The sequence below is a fragment of the Novosphingobium mississippiense genome, assembly GCF_044029535.1.
GTDB lineage: Bacteria > Pseudomonadota > Alphaproteobacteria > Sphingomonadales > Sphingomonadaceae > Novosphingobium.
On record NZ_CP147001.1, the window covers coordinates 1,611,432 to 1,624,360 of the forward strand.

Consider the following 12,929-nt stretch of genomic DNA (forward strand, 5'->3'; position numbering starts at 1 on the left):
GAAAGTTCCCGCCTGCAAGGGGGTACGTAAATGGATACCCACGATGGATCAACCGACCGTGGCGTAATGGATACGGTTTCCAACGCTTCAAACAGTGCCCACGCGCATCCCGGCGCCGATGCCAACGCGCCCTGGGCGCTTTCCGGACGGGCATGGTGGCGTGTGATCCGCCGCGTCTGGGTGATGAGCGGATTTCACGAACTGGGCCTGCTGGCGGCGGGTCTGGCCTTCTACTGTTTCCTGGCGCTCACGCCGCTGATCGCGGCCACCGTGATGACTTACGGCCTGATCGGCGACGTGAACACAGTGCGCGAACAGATGCAGAGCATCGTCGAGGTGGTGCCCCCCGAAGTGGCGCGAATGCTGGAGCAGCAATTGATCCAGATCGTCACCACCAGCCGCGGGGTGACCGGCTTCGCGTTGTTGATTGCATTGTTCTTTGCGATCTACGGCGGCATGCGTGCGGCCAGCGGAATGATCAGCGCGCTGAACGTCATCAATGAAGAGCGCGAGACGCGCGGCGTGATCGTGCTGACGTCCCGCGCGGCCGGGTTGACGCTCTCCGCCGTTCTCATCGCGCTGACCGGGATCCTGTCTGGCGGCGTGTTCGCGTGGCTGCAAACCCAGGCCAGCACCTACCTTGGCGATGCCACGCAGACGCTCTTCAATTGGCTGACGTGGATTGCCGCCATTCTGCTGGGCAGCCTGGGGTTCGCGCTGATCATGCGCTATGGACCGGATCGACGCCCTGCCAAATGGCGCTGGCTGGCGCCGGGCGCCCTGCTGGCGACATTGCTATGGATCGCCGTGTCGTTCGGTTTCTCGCTCTATGTCGCGTACATCAGCGACTATAACGCCACTTACGGATCGCTTTCGGCCATCGTGGTGTTTCTGATGTGGCTGTTCCTGTCCGCCTACGGCGTATTGCTGGGCGCATTGCTGAATGCGGAGATCGAGCGACAGACCTTCTGCGACACCACGCGCGGGCCCCCGCTTCCGGCCGGACAACGCGGCGCGGTGCTGGCGGACGTGATCGACGACCACGTACCCTCGCTGGAAGACCTGCAACGCAAGCGCAATCGACGGGCAGACAAAGTGCGGCGCGAAGCGAGTTAGCGCGCCGTGATCTCCAGCGGCTGCCGCGCTTCGTCCAGATGGATCACAAGGTCGGCACGTGCAGGCATCTCGGCCAGGATGACGCGGGTGATCCGCTCATAGTGCGCGATGAAGCGGGCGATTTCCCCCTCGTCCATCACGTGCGCTTCCGGCCCGGCCCTCGCAGCTAGATCGCCTTCCTGCTCACTGCGCCAGCGATGGACAACCTCGAAACCCGGCGCGGCAAGCATCACCAGACGGTCCAGCCGGGCGAATAGCCGCTGGTACGAATCACCCAGCATGTCGTTCACCCAGCGTCGCCAACGCCCGTCCGCATCCTCATCCGCCTCCAGCGCATTGATCGGATCGGCCAGATCGCGTGCCCGCTGCGGAAAGGCGCCCATGCACCAGCCCTCGAACAGCAGAACCTGACAACCCGGCGCAACGATCGGCCAGTCGCGCTCCGCAACGCGATCATCGCGCGCCTTGTCGAAGCGGGGCAACGCCACCGGGCCGCCTGCCTCCAACTGGTCGAGAATCTCAAGCCCAAGCGCGATGTCATGCGTTCCCGGCACCCCGCGCGTGGCCAGCAGCGGATGGACGTCGCGCGCCAAATCCTGCCGCTCTGCGTGTGTGAGGTAGAGATCGTCCAGCGAAAGCACCGCACCGGCCAATCCTTCCGCGCTGCACCGTTCCTGCACGGCTTGCGCCAGCGTCGACTTGCCGGAACCTTGCGCACCGCAGATCCCGGTCACCACCGGGCGGTGTCGGGCCGCCGCCAGCGCGCCGTGCACTTGACGCACGACCGCCTCCACCTCGCGCGCATCAACCTTGCTCATGGCGCGAACGTCGCCGCCTGGCCGCTACAGATGCCGCCTGCATCGACAAGATTCCAGACGGTGGCCGGCCCGATACGAAACCGCCGCCCCGTCGCGCTGATGCGCAGGCCGGAATAGTCGTCGATGAACCCATGCACCGTCACGCGGTCCAGCAGCGCTTGCCGCTCCTCGCGCAAAGGTGCTTCGGCCGAAAGGCGCGATGGCATTCCCACGAACCGGGCCGGATCGCACTCGAACGCGGCAAGCGCGATGGCATTGCCGAAGAAGAACAGCGGGTCTGGCTCCGCCCCATGCGCGACAACAGCAAACGGCGCCCGCCACAAGGCAGCCACGGGGTCACCGCCGGGCGCGACAAGCGGCTTGCGCAGCAGACGCTGGAAGCTTTCCGCCACCAACGCGATCCGCCCAGCGGACGGTACCGCGCGATAGAGCGCGGGAACCGGTCCCGCCTCGATTGTCGCGTCATGCCTGTGCACCCCATTCTCCCGCCAATTTCGCCACCCGGCCTAGCAGCGCGACGCGGGCTTTGCGACCCATCGGGGACCATCGTACCGGCGATCAGCCCGGTGCATGGTTGAAGCCCCCACCCCACTGCGACTAGCTATCCTGCAACAAGAGATTGGGGCCGGTCCTGCGTCCGCGCCCGAGAGAGGAAGGATAAGCGGATGACCGACATTCTCGGCTACAAGGGCAAGCGCGTAATCGTCAGCGGCTGCTTCTCGGGCATGGGCGAAGCGACGGCGAAGCTGCTCGTCGAACTCGGCGCTGAAGTCCACGGTTTCGACTTCAAGGAAAGCGCCGTTCCGATGGCCTCCTTCACGCAGATCGACCTGCGCGATCCGACCTCGATCGAAGCGGCCGTGGCCGGCGTCGGCGGCAAGGTAGACGCACTGTTCAACTGCGCCGGCCTTGCCGGCGGCGGCGGTTTCCCGGCGATCGACGTGATGAAGGTCAATTTCCTCGGCACCCGCCACCTGACCGAACAGGTGGTGCCACTGATGGGTGAAGGCGGCGCCATCGTCTCGATCGCCTCCACCGGCGGCCTCGGTTGGAGCCGCCGTATCCCGGTCCACATGCAGCTGCTCGCCACCAAGGGCTTCGATGCCGGCCTTGCCTGGTGCGAAGCGAACATGGATCAGGTGAGCGAGGGCTACGCCTTCTCCAAGGAAGCGGTGATCGTCTGGACCCAGTTCATGGGCGCACAGCTGATCAAGAAAGGCATCCGCATCAACTGCTCGCTCCCCTCGCCCACGCAGACGCCGATGATGGCTACCTTCCACGCCACTTCGGGCAAGGAAGTGGTCGACGCGGCGGCAGAGCCGCTGGGCCGCTATACCACCCCCGCCGAACAGGCCGGCCCGCTGGTGCTGATCTGCAGCGACCTTGCCGCCGTGGTGAACGGCATCGTCATGCCGGTGGACGGCGGCTTCATGGGTGGCCTTGCGACCGGCCAGGTGGACATCACCAAGATGATGAGCAAGCAGCCCGCCTGATCCCGCACATCACGTAAAAAATCGAAAGGGGCTGGACGGGATTGCGTCCGGCCCCTTTTACGTATGCGTCAACCTGCTAAGGCGGGCGCAAGAACAAGGAGCAGGACCCACAGCATGACCGACGCCGTACTTTACGAGATCGACGCCGAAGGCATCGTCACGATCACGCTCAACCGGCCGGAACTGCGCAATCCGATCTCCGATCCCGAAGTGATCGAGGCGCTGCTGGGCGCGCTGGAAAGGCTGGACAGCGATCCCGCCGCACGCGTCGCCATCCTGACCGGTGCCGGCAAGGGCTTCTCCTCTGGCGGCAACATCAATGAGATGAAGCCCGGCGGCAACGTCAACGGTGGGGAACCGGTCCGTACCCGCCTCAACTACAAGCGCGGCATCCAGCGTCTACCCCTCGCCTTCGCGGCACTCGAAGTGCCCGTGATCGCCGCCGTCAACGGCGCCGCCGCCGGTGCCGGCTGCGACCTTACCTGCATGTGCGACTTGCGCATCGCCGGCGAGAGCGCGCGCTTCGCCGAAAGCTTCGTGAAGATCGGCCTGATCGCCGGCGATGGTGGCTCGTGGCTGCTACCGCGCGTGGTCGGCTGGTCGAAAGCGGCGGAAATGGCGCTGACCGGCGACATGATCGATGCGGCAGAGGCGCTGGCCTGCGGCCTCGTCTCCAAGGTCGTGCCCGACCATCTGCTGATGGACGAAGCGCGCGCCCTCGCCCGCCGCATTGCCGCCAACCCCCCGCACGCCGTGCGCATGACCAAACGCCTGCTTTGGGAGGGCCGTCGCGCCGATCTGGCCACGCTGCTGGAAATGGCCGCCGCCATGCAATCCGCCGCCCATGCCACGCACGATCATGCCGAGGCGGTAGATGCCTTCCTCGAAAAGCGACGGCCCGAGCTCAAAGGCACTTGAATTTCGATGTGATCGGTTCATATCGCCCTCACACCAAAATGTGAGAATGGATAATCCAATGGCAGGCAATGTGATCGAACAGGTCCGCAAGCTCGTCGCCGAAGGCGGCATGAGCAAGTCGGGCCTTGCCCGCGCAGCCGGGCTTCACGCCAACACGCTGCGCGACTGCACCGAGCCCGACTGGAACCCCACCGCCGAAACGCTGACCAAGCTGGAGCGGGTGCTGTTCTCCAACGACGATCGCCAGATGCTGGTCCCCATCGAGGAGATCATCGACGAGGCGCGCAACGGCCGCATGTTCATCCTAGTCGATGACGAGGACCGCGAGAACGAGGGCGACCTCGTGATCCCGGCACAGATGGCGACCCCGGCGGCAATCAACTTCATGGCCACGCACGGCCGCGGGCTGATCTGCCTAACGCTGACCAGCCAGCGCGTCGACGAACTCGGCCTGGACCTGATGAGCCGCCACAACGGCACCCGGCACGAAACCGCCTTCACCGTCTCGATCGAGGCGCGCGAGGGCGTGACCACCGGCATCTCGGCTGGCGACCGCGCGCGCACCATCTCCGTTGCGATCGACGGCACCAAGAGCAAGGCCGATATCGTCACCCCCGGCCACGTCTTCCCGCTGCGTGCCCGTGACGGCGGCGTGCTGGTCCGCGCCGGCCACACCGAAGCGGCCGTGGACATCTCGCGCCTTGCCGGCCTGAACCCCTCCGGCGTGATCTGCGAGATCATGAAGGACGACGGCACCATGGCCCGCATGGACGACCTGATCGGCTTCGCCCGCATCCACGACCTGAAGATCGGCACGATCCGCGACCTGATCGCTTATCGCCGCAAGCATGACCGCATGGTCGAAAAGAAGAACGAGATCACCTTCCAGAGCCGCCACGGCGGCCAGTGGCTTGCCCGCAGCTACTTCAACAAGGCCACCGGCGACGAAACGATGGCCCTGATCAAGGGGCGCATCGATCCGTCGAAGCCGACGCTGGTGCGCATGCACACGCTTTCGATGTTCACCGATGTCTTCGGTGAGGAATCGCCCGAACGCGGCAACCTGCTGCACCGCGCGATGGAAATGATCGCGGAAGACGGCACCGGCGTGATCGTCGTGATCAATCGCCAGATCGGCAGCTCCATGTCGAAGGTCATGGATATCAAGCAGCAGATTCGCGCCGGCGAAATGCCTGACATCGAAGAACTTCGCGACTATGGGGTGGGTGCGCAGATTCTCGCGGAACTCGGTGTCCACGACATGATTCTGCTCACCAATACGCATCATTCGCTTGTCGCGCTGGAAGGCTATGGCCTGAACATCGTGGACGAGCGACCGATCCCTTGCACTTCCGAAGATGCTGCCCCCGAAGGAGCGAACTGACATGGCCCGTTTTCTCATCGTCGAAGCCCGCTTCTACGACCATCTCAATGACCAGCTGATCGCCGGCGCCAAGGCCGCACTGAAGGCTGCAGGCCACAAGGGCGAAGTGATCACCGTCCCCGGCGCGCTGGAAATCCCGGCCGCCATCTCGATGGCCGATGCCACCGGCGATTATGACGGCTACGTCGCGATCGGCGTCGTCATTCGTGGCGAAACCTACCACTTCGAAATCGTCGCAGGGGAATCGGCACGCGGCATCATGGCGCTGACGATGGACGGCATTGCCATCGGCAACGGCATCCTTACCGTGGAGAACGAGGAACAGGCGCTGGTCCGCGCCGATCCCGCACAAAAGGACAAGGGCGGCGAAGCCGCCAAGGCCGCAATCGCGCTCTACGACCTGAAGGAGCGCTTCGCCTGACGGAGAGTTGAATGGCTGATACGATCCCGGTCGCAGACCTGAAGGACATCCCCCACCCCGGGCACCCCTATCTTGGCGGCATCCGCCTGGTGCTGGGCGGAAACGTCTTCGGATGGACAATCGACCGGGATCGCAGCTTTGCGGTTCTCGACGCATTCTACGAAGCCGGCGGCCGGATGATCGACACGGCCGAGGGCTATTCCAACTGGGTTCCGGGCCACAAGGGCGGCGAATCCGAAACGATCATCGGCGAATGGCTGGAAAGCCGTGGCGTGCGCCCCGAAATGCGGATCGCCACCAAGACCGGACAGGGCCTCACCCCCGGAATGCTAGCGCCGGACAAGGTTCGCTCTGCAATCGCGGGTTCGCTGGAACGCCTGCGCACCGACTACGTCGACCTCTACTACGCCCATCGCGACGATGCACAGACGCCGCTGGATGAAGTCGCCGGTGTCTACGGAGAACTGTTCGCCGCAGGCAAGGCGCGCGAAATCGGCGCCTCAAACTATTCCGCCGAGCGACTTTCCCAAGCGATCGCCGCAGCCGACAGGCTTGGCGTCCAGCATTTCACCGTACTCCAGCCTCTCTACAACCTGGTCGCCCGCAGCGAATTCGAAGGTCCGCTTATGGCGCTTTGCCAGGCGCGGGGGATCGCGGCCCTGCCCTATTACGGTCTGGCCGGTGGCTTCCTGACCGGGAAGTATTCCAGCGCTGCCGATTGGGAAGGCTCGTCGCGCGCGCATACCCTGAATGCGGCCGTCGCCAATGGCGGCTGGGCCATCCTAGAAGACCTCCGCCGCCAGGCCGGCCAGTCCGGGGCCACCCCGGCGCAGATCGCGCTTGCCTGGCTCAACGCGCAGCCGACGGTTGCCGCTCCGCTGGCCAGCGCCACCAGCCCTGAACAGGTGCGCGAACTGGCCGGTGCCGCTGCGATCATCCTTTCTGATTAAAGGCAGAACGCCTCGGACCCGATCGCGGACTTCATCAACGCGCGGCTATCCGCATAGATTACTGATTTTACACAAACAGTTTAGCTGCAAGCAATTCGCCACGGCTTAGTCATTGATCCGGGGACTGTACCCAAGTTGGACAATCCCGATTCCCCGGTTTCAAAAATTTCACAATGAAGTACGCCGTTCGAGAGAAATATCCGATCCGACTGTATTCGGCGGAAACTTCACCAGAAACACCACGCCGGAAAGGCGCGGGTCGCAAACCCAGGCCCGGGGGATCGGGCTCTGTCGAGCCACATGGTTCGACTGGCGGAGTAATTGCCAGTGAACACCGAACACAAACGCGCTGAACTGATCGAAGCGCTGATGGCCAAGCTGCCCGAACTCGAAGAATTCGGCGCGCCGATTGCCGCCGCACACCTCCAGGCGGCGATTGATGCACTGCGCAAGCCCTCCGACACGGAGCAAGATTGGACCGATGTGGAGTAAGCTGCGCAAGACTGACTGCCCTACCTCATGCCACAACCGTACGTGGAAAGTGCGATACGGACTTCAGGCAAAAGGTTAATTCCAAACCAGAGCCCCGAAGCGCGGAAATCCACGATCCGGGGAGTAATTGCTGCAAACAGTATTCGTGTTTCGACGCATTTCGACACGCTACTATTGCAGCCTGGCGTCTGGTGGGCTCTGGCTTATGGAGAAGACCGATCAACTAATGCGCAGCCGGGCGAAGGCCATTCGGCTTATCGGCATCGCCAACGAGCTCCTCGCCATGGCGCGGGAACTCGAAATCGGACAGACCATCTCCACCGACGCCGCGCCCGGCCCGGAACGCGATGGAGCCAAGGCCGCCAGCCAGGACCACCCTATTTGGGTGGAACTTGCCCGCCAGACTTACGACGATCGCCGTCGCCGCACCAAGATCTTCGGCTCCGAAGATCTTTTCGGCGAACCGGCCTGGGACATTCTGCTGGACCTATTCATCGCCGCCAAGGAACGCCGCCGTGTTTCGGTGACGAGCGCGTGCATCGGCTCCGCCGTGCCATCCACTACCGCGCTGCGCTGGATCACGATCCTCGAAAAACAGGGCCTGCTCGTGCGGGAGGCCGACCCCGGCGATGCTCGCCGCGTCTACGTCAAGCTGAGCGCGCGGGGCTATGCCGCGATGCTCGAATACTTCGCCTCTGCATCGCGCTCCGTCGTGCTGCTCGACGATCCCCGCATGGAGTTCTCGGCAGCGCGCTGAACTTCCGGTAGCCAACCCGTTCTGCCCCTGGGGGTGGGGATCCGGGCACGGAACCGATAGAGGCGACCGGGTGGCTGGCTTTCCCTGACCGGAGCCGGCCACCCGGCTTCCATTTACCGGCCGGCGTGTACCACCTGGCGCCATGACGTCAGCCACCGGCAGCAGATATGCAAAAGGCCCGGCTCCCAAGGGGAACCGGGCCTCTCGCTTAATGCAGATCGAGCGATCAGCGTGCCAGACGGCCGAATGCCGCAGCGCCGGCGAACTTGGCGGCCTTGCCCAGTTCTTCCTCAATGCGGATCAGCTGGTTGTACTTCGCAAGCCGGTCCGAACGGGCCAGCGAGCCGGTCTTGATCTGGCCGCAGTTGGTGGCGACGGCAAGGTCGGCGATCGTCGCGTCCTCGGTTTCGCCCGAACGGTGCGACATGACGGCGGTGTAGCCGGCGCGGTTGGCGATCGAAACCGCTTCCAGCGTCTCGGTCAGCGTGCCGATCTGGTTGACCTTCACCAGCAGCGAGTTGGCCATGCCCTTCTCGATGCCCATGGTGAGGCGCTTCGGGTTGGTCACGAACAGATCGTCACCCACCAGCTGCACCTTGTGGCCCAGCTTTTCGGTCAGCGCGGTCCAGCCCTCGAAGTCGTCTTCGGCCATGCCGTCCTCGACCGAGATGATCGGATAGGCACCGCAGAGGTCGACAAGGTAGTCGGCAAACTGGATCGGGCTCAGCGAAAGGCCTTCGCCGCTGATTTCGTACTTGCCGTTCTTGAAGAATTCGGTCGCGGCGCAGTCGAGCGCGAGCTGCACGTCCACGCCCGGCTTGAAGCCGGCCTTTTCGATCGAGGCGAGCACGAAGTCCAGCGCAGCGCGGGTGCTGGCAATATTCGGTGCGAAGCCGCCTTCGTCACCCACGGCCGTCGCCAGGCCCTTTTCGTGCAAGCCCTTCTTCAGGGTGTGGAAGATTTCCGAACCCCAGCGCACGGCTTCGGCGATCGAATCGGCGCCGACGGGCATGATCATGAATTCCTGGAAATCGATCGGGTTGTCCGCGTGCTCGCCGCCATTGATGATGTTCATCATCGGCACCGGCAGGACATGCGCCGAAACGCCGCCGACATAGGAATAGAGCGGCAGACCGCGCGCATTGGCAGCAGCCTTGGCCACGGCAAGGCTGACGCCCAGGATCGAATTGGCGCCCAGACGGCCCTTGTTCTCGGTCCCGTCCAGCTCGATCATCGCAAGGTCAAGGTCGCGCTGGTCTTCGGCGTCCATGCCGACAAGTTCCTCGGCGATTTCGGTGTTCACCGAATCGACCGCCTTCAGCACACCCTTGCCGAGGTAGCGGCTCTTGTCGCCATCGCGCAGTTCCACGGCTTCATGCGCACCGGTCGAAGCACCCGAAGGCACCGCGGCGCGGCCGAAACTGCCATCTTCAAGAAGAACGTCGACTTCAACGGTCGGGTTGCCGCGGCTGTCGAGAATCTGGCGGCCGTGGATATCGATGATCGCGGTCATGCTGAGATTTCCTCTTGAACGGCGCCAATGAAATAAGCCCTGGCGCTCTTGAGCGCGTCTTAGCAGGGGAACTTGAGGTTACAAGTTGCGTTGCAGCAAGCAGGACAACTTGTGTTACCCTGTCGGCACATCGCATATAGGCGAAAGACCGGGGTATCCCGAGAACGAGGAGGATTACGCCATGGCCGAACCTACAAGCGGCATCGGAAACGGAACCGAAAACGGCGCCCACGACGCCAAGGGCCACTTCAGCAAGGCCGTGGAAGAAGCCCGCGCAGGCGCCATTGCCCTGGGCAAGGAAGCGCAGGCCGCGGCCGAGGGCTACATCGGGAAACTGAACCAGGCGAAGGGCGAATGGTCGAGCGAGGCCAAGGTCCGCTCGGAAGACGCGAAGACCAAGGCCAGCGCCTTTGCCGATGACGCCAAGGTCAAGGCGGCCGATCTGGCCAACCAGGGCAAGGCCAAGACCAGCCAGGCGATGGTCGGCCTGTCAAAGCTGATCGACGACAATGCGGGCCTGATCGACGAGAAGGCCGGCCCCAAGTACGGCGACTACGCCCGATCGGCCTCCAAGTCGGTGGCCGATGCCGCCGCGCGCCTGGATGAAAAGTCGCTCGACGAACTGGGCGAAGAAGCGCGCGAATTCGTGCGCAAGAGCCCGGGCGCCGCGATTGGCATTGCGGTGGCGGCAGGCTTCCTGTTCGGCCGCCTGTTCAAGAAGAGCAGCTGACAAAGCCCGCCCAGGCACGAAAGGCGCCAATGCTCGACCCCGCACCGTCGCTCGACCTTGAGGTTGAGGACATCTCGTTCGCACAGGATTTGCGCCTCCTCGCCGAGGAGGCGCGAACGCTTGCACAGGCGGAACTGGCTTTCCAGAAAACCCGCGCCGCCTATGTCGGCGCGGAAGTCCGCACGATCGCGCTGTTCGGGACGCTGGCCGCCGTCTTCGTCTTCTTTGCGCTGATGGCGTTGGTGTTCGGGCTGGTGCTGTCGCTGGCATCGGTCATCGGTCCCTGGGCGGCGACGGCCGTGGGCACGCTTGCCCTGCTCGCCATCGCCCTTGCTCTCGGCATGAGCGCACGCGGCCGGGTTCGGCGGATGCGGTCGGCACTTGGCAACGATGGCGGGGGTGACCTCTGATGGCGTCGCTGGCTACCCAACTGGCCGAACACCGCGCCGTGCGCGATCTGGCGAAAGCCGCATTCGACACCCACTATGCCGCGCTGAAGGCCGACATCGAAGAGCGCGGCATTGCCGGGCGTCTTGCCGACGAGGCGATCGACAAGGCGCTTGACGTGCTGGATGAGGCTGTCGCCGTCGTGGAAGAACATCCCGCCGTGATCGGCGGAACTTTCACGGCGCTGGTGGTTTGGCTTTTGAGAAACCCCATCCTTGCCTGGATCACGGAAATATACGGCGCGATCTCCGGCGGGGACGATACCGACGAAAGCGAAAAGGAGCCTCACGGTGAGCGACGCTGAAACCAAAAAGCCCGCCCAATCCGCAACCGACGCCAATCTGGGAGCGGTCGTGCCGATCCGTCCGGCGGCCGAGGCGAACAGCCCATCCCGCAAGGTTATCGCCTTCGTGAAGGAACATCCGGTTCTTGTCATCGCCGGTGGCATCGCGGCCGGTGCGGTGGTGAGCGCCCTGCTTCCGCGCCGCATCACACGCAAGGCAGCCTCTCGCACCGTGGAACTGGCCGAAGCGGCAAGCAGTGCAGCCCTGCTGTTCGGGCGCAATGCCTCCAGCAAGGCGCATGACCTGGGCATCGGCGCCAAGCGTGAGGCAGGGCATTTCGCCGATCGGGCGGAAAAGGCCAGCGGCAATGCTGCCGAACGCCTCGAACGGTACGGCATGGCCGCGTTGGCCGCTGCCGGCGCGCTGGGTCGCGCAACGGCGGACCGTGCCGAGAAGGTGAGTGACGCCGCTGCCAAGAAGGCCGGAAAGATCACTCACGATGCAGCCGAGGTTGCCGGGGAGAAGTCCTTCCGTTTCGCTCAGCGCATGCAGGATTTCGCTCAACGCATCAGTCATTGAGAAATTGTTGCTATTGATTTAAAGGAGCATTTTGAGCCGTATCGCGCAAGCGATCGGCTCTTGCCCTGTGCACCGTCTGGACTTATGGGGACGCTCGTCTCTCCCAAAGGAAAGCGGTCTCTCCCCATGCAGAAACTACACCTCGTGATGGGTGGCCGGGTCAAGGATCCGCGCAGCCTCGAATTCGCCGATCTTGATGCCATGGATCTGGTTGGCGTCTACCCGGACTACGCCTCTGCCGAAGACGCCTGGCGTTCGGCTGCCCAGCGCACGGTCGACGATGCGGAAATGAAGTACGTGATCGTCCACCTCCACCGCCTGCTCCAGCCGGACCAGTCGGAAGCCTGAACGGGCTCCCCGTCACCACACGGCGACGGACACGAAAAAGGCCGGCTTTCGCCGGCCTTTTCTTTTGCCCTCGGTACGGAGGACCGGGTTCAGATGAACTCGATCTTCTGTACGAGGTAGAACTTGTCGCCCGCAGGAACAGTCACTTCGACTTCTTCCTCGATCTTGCGACCGATCAGGGCCTTTCCAAGCGGCGAGTTGTAGCTGATGCGACCGACCCGCGCATCCGCCTCGTAAGGGCCGACGATCTGGTACTTCACCGGCTTGTCGTCTTCATCCAGCAGCGTAACCGTGGCGCCGAAGATGATCTTGTCACTGGAAAGCGTGGCCGGATCGACGATCTGGGCGCGCGTAATCTTGTCTTCCAGGTCGGCAATCGTCGCCTCGACCTGACCCTGACGTTCCTTGGCGGCGTGATACTCGGCATTTTCCGAGAGATCGCCGTGGGCGCGCGCCTCCTCGATCGCATCGACGATCCGGGGGCGCTCTTCGCGCAGCGCCTTGATCTCGGCGGTAAGCTTCTCATACCCTTCCGCGAGCATGGGGAGCTTTTCGATACTGGCCATCAAACACTTCCTTCCTGCTGCCTCCCCGCACGCGAAACCAGTCGGGGGAGACTAGTTTCCTGTCCCGTCCCTCAGGTCATTCCCGGGGACTGGGCCGATCCGCAGCGATGTGG

General features: G+C 63.8%; 17 protein-coding genes. 13 read left to right on the forward strand and 4 right to left on the reverse strand.

The features are described from left to right. Positions 1–30 precede the first annotated feature (30 nt). Positions 31–1,116 (forward strand): YihY/virulence factor BrkB family protein, encoded by a 1,086-nt coding sequence (locus WBP06_RS07530; RefSeq protein WP_395333397.1) that lies wholly within the window; start codon positions 31–33, stop codon positions 1,114–1,116. Here WBP06_RS07530 and WBP06_RS07535 read toward each other — a convergent pair. Together WBP06_RS07535 and WBP06_RS07540 are read right to left on the reverse strand one after the other, a co-directional pair. Then, on the reverse strand, positions 1,113–1,934 hold the full coding sequence (locus WBP06_RS07535; protein WP_395333399.1) for a kinase: 822 nt from the start codon (positions 1,932–1,934) through the stop codon (positions 1,113–1,115). The genes WBP06_RS07530 and WBP06_RS07535 overlap by 4 nt on opposite strands. After that, positions 1,931–2,410 carry an MEKHLA domain-containing protein gene (locus tag WBP06_RS07540; protein WP_395333401.1) on the reverse strand — a complete coding sequence of 160 codons (480 nt, stop codon included), beginning with the start codon at positions 2,408–2,410 and terminating at the stop codon, positions 1,931–1,933. The genes WBP06_RS07535 and WBP06_RS07540 overlap by 4 nt, the downstream gene beginning before the upstream one ends. Positions 2,411–2,599: 189 nt before the next feature. Between WBP06_RS07540 and WBP06_RS07545 the strand changes: the two genes are divergently transcribed. The 7 genes from WBP06_RS07545 (at position 2,600) to WBP06_RS07575 (ending at position 8,349) form a co-directional block, all read left to right on the forward strand. Then, positions 2,600–3,427 carry a coniferyl-alcohol dehydrogenase gene (locus tag WBP06_RS07545; RefSeq protein WP_395333403.1) on the forward strand — a complete coding sequence of 276 codons (828 nt, stop codon included), beginning with the start codon at positions 2,600–2,602 and terminating at the stop codon, positions 3,425–3,427. A 114-nt stretch (positions 3,428–3,541) separates the two neighbouring features. Beyond that, positions 3,542–4,345: a crotonase/enoyl-CoA hydratase family protein gene (locus WBP06_RS07550; RefSeq protein ID WP_395333405.1), complete on the forward strand. Its 804-nt coding sequence runs from the start codon at positions 3,542–3,544 to the stop codon at positions 4,343–4,345. A 58-nt stretch (positions 4,346–4,403) separates the two neighbouring features. Then, positions 4,404–5,729 (forward strand): 3,4-dihydroxy-2-butanone-4-phosphate synthase, encoded by a 1,326-nt coding sequence (gene ribB, locus WBP06_RS07555; protein ID WP_395333407.1) that lies wholly within the window; start codon positions 4,404–4,406, stop codon positions 5,727–5,729. Between the two features lies 1 nt (position 5,730). Beyond that, positions 5,731–6,150: a 6,7-dimethyl-8-ribityllumazine synthase gene (gene ribH / locus WBP06_RS07560; protein WP_395333409.1), complete on the forward strand. Its 420-nt coding sequence runs from the start codon at positions 5,731–5,733 to the stop codon at positions 6,148–6,150. Positions 6,151–6,161: 11 nt separating this feature from the next. After that, positions 6,162–7,100 (forward strand): aldo/keto reductase, encoded by a 939-nt coding sequence (locus WBP06_RS07565; protein ID WP_395333411.1) that lies wholly within the window; start codon positions 6,162–6,164, stop codon positions 7,098–7,100. Between the two features lie 327 nt (positions 7,101–7,427). After that, positions 7,428–7,592, forward strand: a complete 165-nt coding sequence (locus WBP06_RS07570) for a hypothetical protein (protein WP_395333413.1) — start codon at positions 7,428–7,430, stop codon at positions 7,590–7,592. A gap of 205 nt (positions 7,593–7,797) precedes the next feature. Beyond that, positions 7,798–8,349 (forward strand): MarR family transcriptional regulator, encoded by a 552-nt coding sequence (locus tag WBP06_RS07575; protein WP_395333415.1) that lies wholly within the window; start codon positions 7,798–7,800, stop codon positions 8,347–8,349. A gap of 226 nt (positions 8,350–8,575) precedes the next feature. On the opposite strand, the gene eno is transcribed toward WBP06_RS07575, so the two are convergent. Beyond that, on the reverse strand, positions 8,576–9,862 hold the full coding sequence (gene eno, locus WBP06_RS07580) for a phosphopyruvate hydratase (RefSeq protein ID WP_395333418.1): 1,287 nt from the start codon (positions 9,860–9,862) through the stop codon (positions 8,576–8,578). A gap of 181 nt (positions 9,863–10,043) precedes the next feature. Between eno and WBP06_RS07585 the strand changes: the two genes are divergently transcribed. The 5 genes from WBP06_RS07585 (at position 10,044) to WBP06_RS07605 (ending at position 12,250) form a co-directional block, all read left to right on the forward strand. Continuing rightward, positions 10,044–10,592: a hypothetical protein gene (locus tag WBP06_RS07585; protein ID WP_395333420.1), complete on the forward strand. Its 549-nt coding sequence runs from the start codon at positions 10,044–10,046 to the stop codon at positions 10,590–10,592. A gap of 29 nt (positions 10,593–10,621) precedes the next feature. Next, positions 10,622–11,002 carry a phage holin family protein gene (locus WBP06_RS07590; protein WP_395333422.1) on the forward strand — a complete coding sequence of 127 codons (381 nt, stop codon included), beginning with the start codon at positions 10,622–10,624 and terminating at the stop codon, positions 11,000–11,002. Next, positions 11,002–11,343, forward strand: coding sequence for a hypothetical protein (locus WBP06_RS07595; RefSeq protein WP_395333424.1), 342 nt, complete (start codon positions 11,002–11,004; stop codon positions 11,341–11,343). Before WBP06_RS07590 ends, WBP06_RS07595 begins: the two co-directional genes overlap by 1 nt. Beyond that, positions 11,330–11,902 carry a hypothetical protein gene (locus WBP06_RS07600; protein WP_395333426.1) on the forward strand — a complete coding sequence of 191 codons (573 nt, stop codon included), beginning with the start codon at positions 11,330–11,332 and terminating at the stop codon, positions 11,900–11,902. Before WBP06_RS07595 ends, WBP06_RS07600 begins: the two co-directional genes overlap by 14 nt. 126 nt (positions 11,903–12,028) lie before the next feature. After that, positions 12,029–12,250 carry a DUF4170 domain-containing protein gene (locus WBP06_RS07605; RefSeq protein WP_395333428.1) on the forward strand — a complete coding sequence of 74 codons (222 nt, stop codon included), beginning with the start codon at positions 12,029–12,031 and terminating at the stop codon, positions 12,248–12,250. A gap of 89 nt (positions 12,251–12,339) precedes the next feature. Here the strand turns inward: WBP06_RS07605 and greA are convergent, their stop codons facing one another. After that, positions 12,340–12,816, reverse strand: a complete 477-nt coding sequence (gene greA / locus WBP06_RS07610; protein ID WP_147220537.1) for a transcription elongation factor GreA — start codon at positions 12,814–12,816, stop codon at positions 12,340–12,342. Between the last annotated feature and the right edge of the window lie 113 nt (positions 12,817–12,929).

What these genes read in the sequence shown, in the direction of transcription:
- WBP06_RS07530 (WP_395333397.1), top strand. Translation starts at nt 31, where the DNA reads ATGGATACCCACGATGGATCAACCGACCGTGGCGTAATGGATACGGTT.
- WBP06_RS07535 (WP_395333399.1), bottom strand. Translation starts at nt 1,934, where the DNA reads ATGAGCAAGGTTGATGCGCGCGAGGTGGAGGCGGTCGTGCGTCAAGTG.
- WBP06_RS07545 (WP_395333403.1), top strand. Translation starts at nt 2,600, where the DNA reads ATGACCGACATTCTCGGCTACAAGGGCAAGCGCGTAATCGTCAGCGGC.
- WBP06_RS07550 (WP_395333405.1), top strand. Translation starts at nt 3,542, where the DNA reads ATGACCGACGCCGTACTTTACGAGATCGACGCCGAAGGCATCGTCACG.
- ribB (WP_395333407.1), top strand. Translation starts at nt 4,404, where the DNA reads ATGGCAGGCAATGTGATCGAACAGGTCCGCAAGCTCGTCGCCGAAGGC.
- ribH (WP_395333409.1), top strand. Translation starts at nt 5,731, where the DNA reads ATGGCCCGTTTTCTCATCGTCGAAGCCCGCTTCTACGACCATCTCAAT.
- WBP06_RS07565 (WP_395333411.1), top strand. Translation starts at nt 6,162, where the DNA reads ATGGCTGATACGATCCCGGTCGCAGACCTGAAGGACATCCCCCACCCC.
- WBP06_RS07575 (WP_395333415.1), top strand. Translation starts at nt 7,798, where the DNA reads ATGGAGAAGACCGATCAACTAATGCGCAGCCGGGCGAAGGCCATTCGG.
- eno (WP_395333418.1), bottom strand. Translation starts at nt 9,862, where the DNA reads ATGACCGCGATCATCGATATCCACGGCCGCCAGATTCTCGACAGCCGC.
- WBP06_RS07585 (WP_395333420.1), top strand. Translation starts at nt 10,044, where the DNA reads ATGGCCGAACCTACAAGCGGCATCGGAAACGGAACCGAAAACGGCGCC.
- WBP06_RS07590 (WP_395333422.1), top strand. Translation starts at nt 10,622, where the DNA reads ATGCTCGACCCCGCACCGTCGCTCGACCTTGAGGTTGAGGACATCTCG.
- WBP06_RS07595 (WP_395333424.1), top strand. Translation starts at nt 11,002, where the DNA reads ATGGCGTCGCTGGCTACCCAACTGGCCGAACACCGCGCCGTGCGCGAT.
- WBP06_RS07605 (WP_395333428.1), top strand. Translation starts at nt 12,029, where the DNA reads ATGCAGAAACTACACCTCGTGATGGGTGGCCGGGTCAAGGATCCGCGC.
- greA (WP_147220537.1), bottom strand. Translation starts at nt 12,816, where the DNA reads ATGGCCAGTATCGAAAAGCTCCCCATGCTCGCGGAAGGGTATGAGAAG.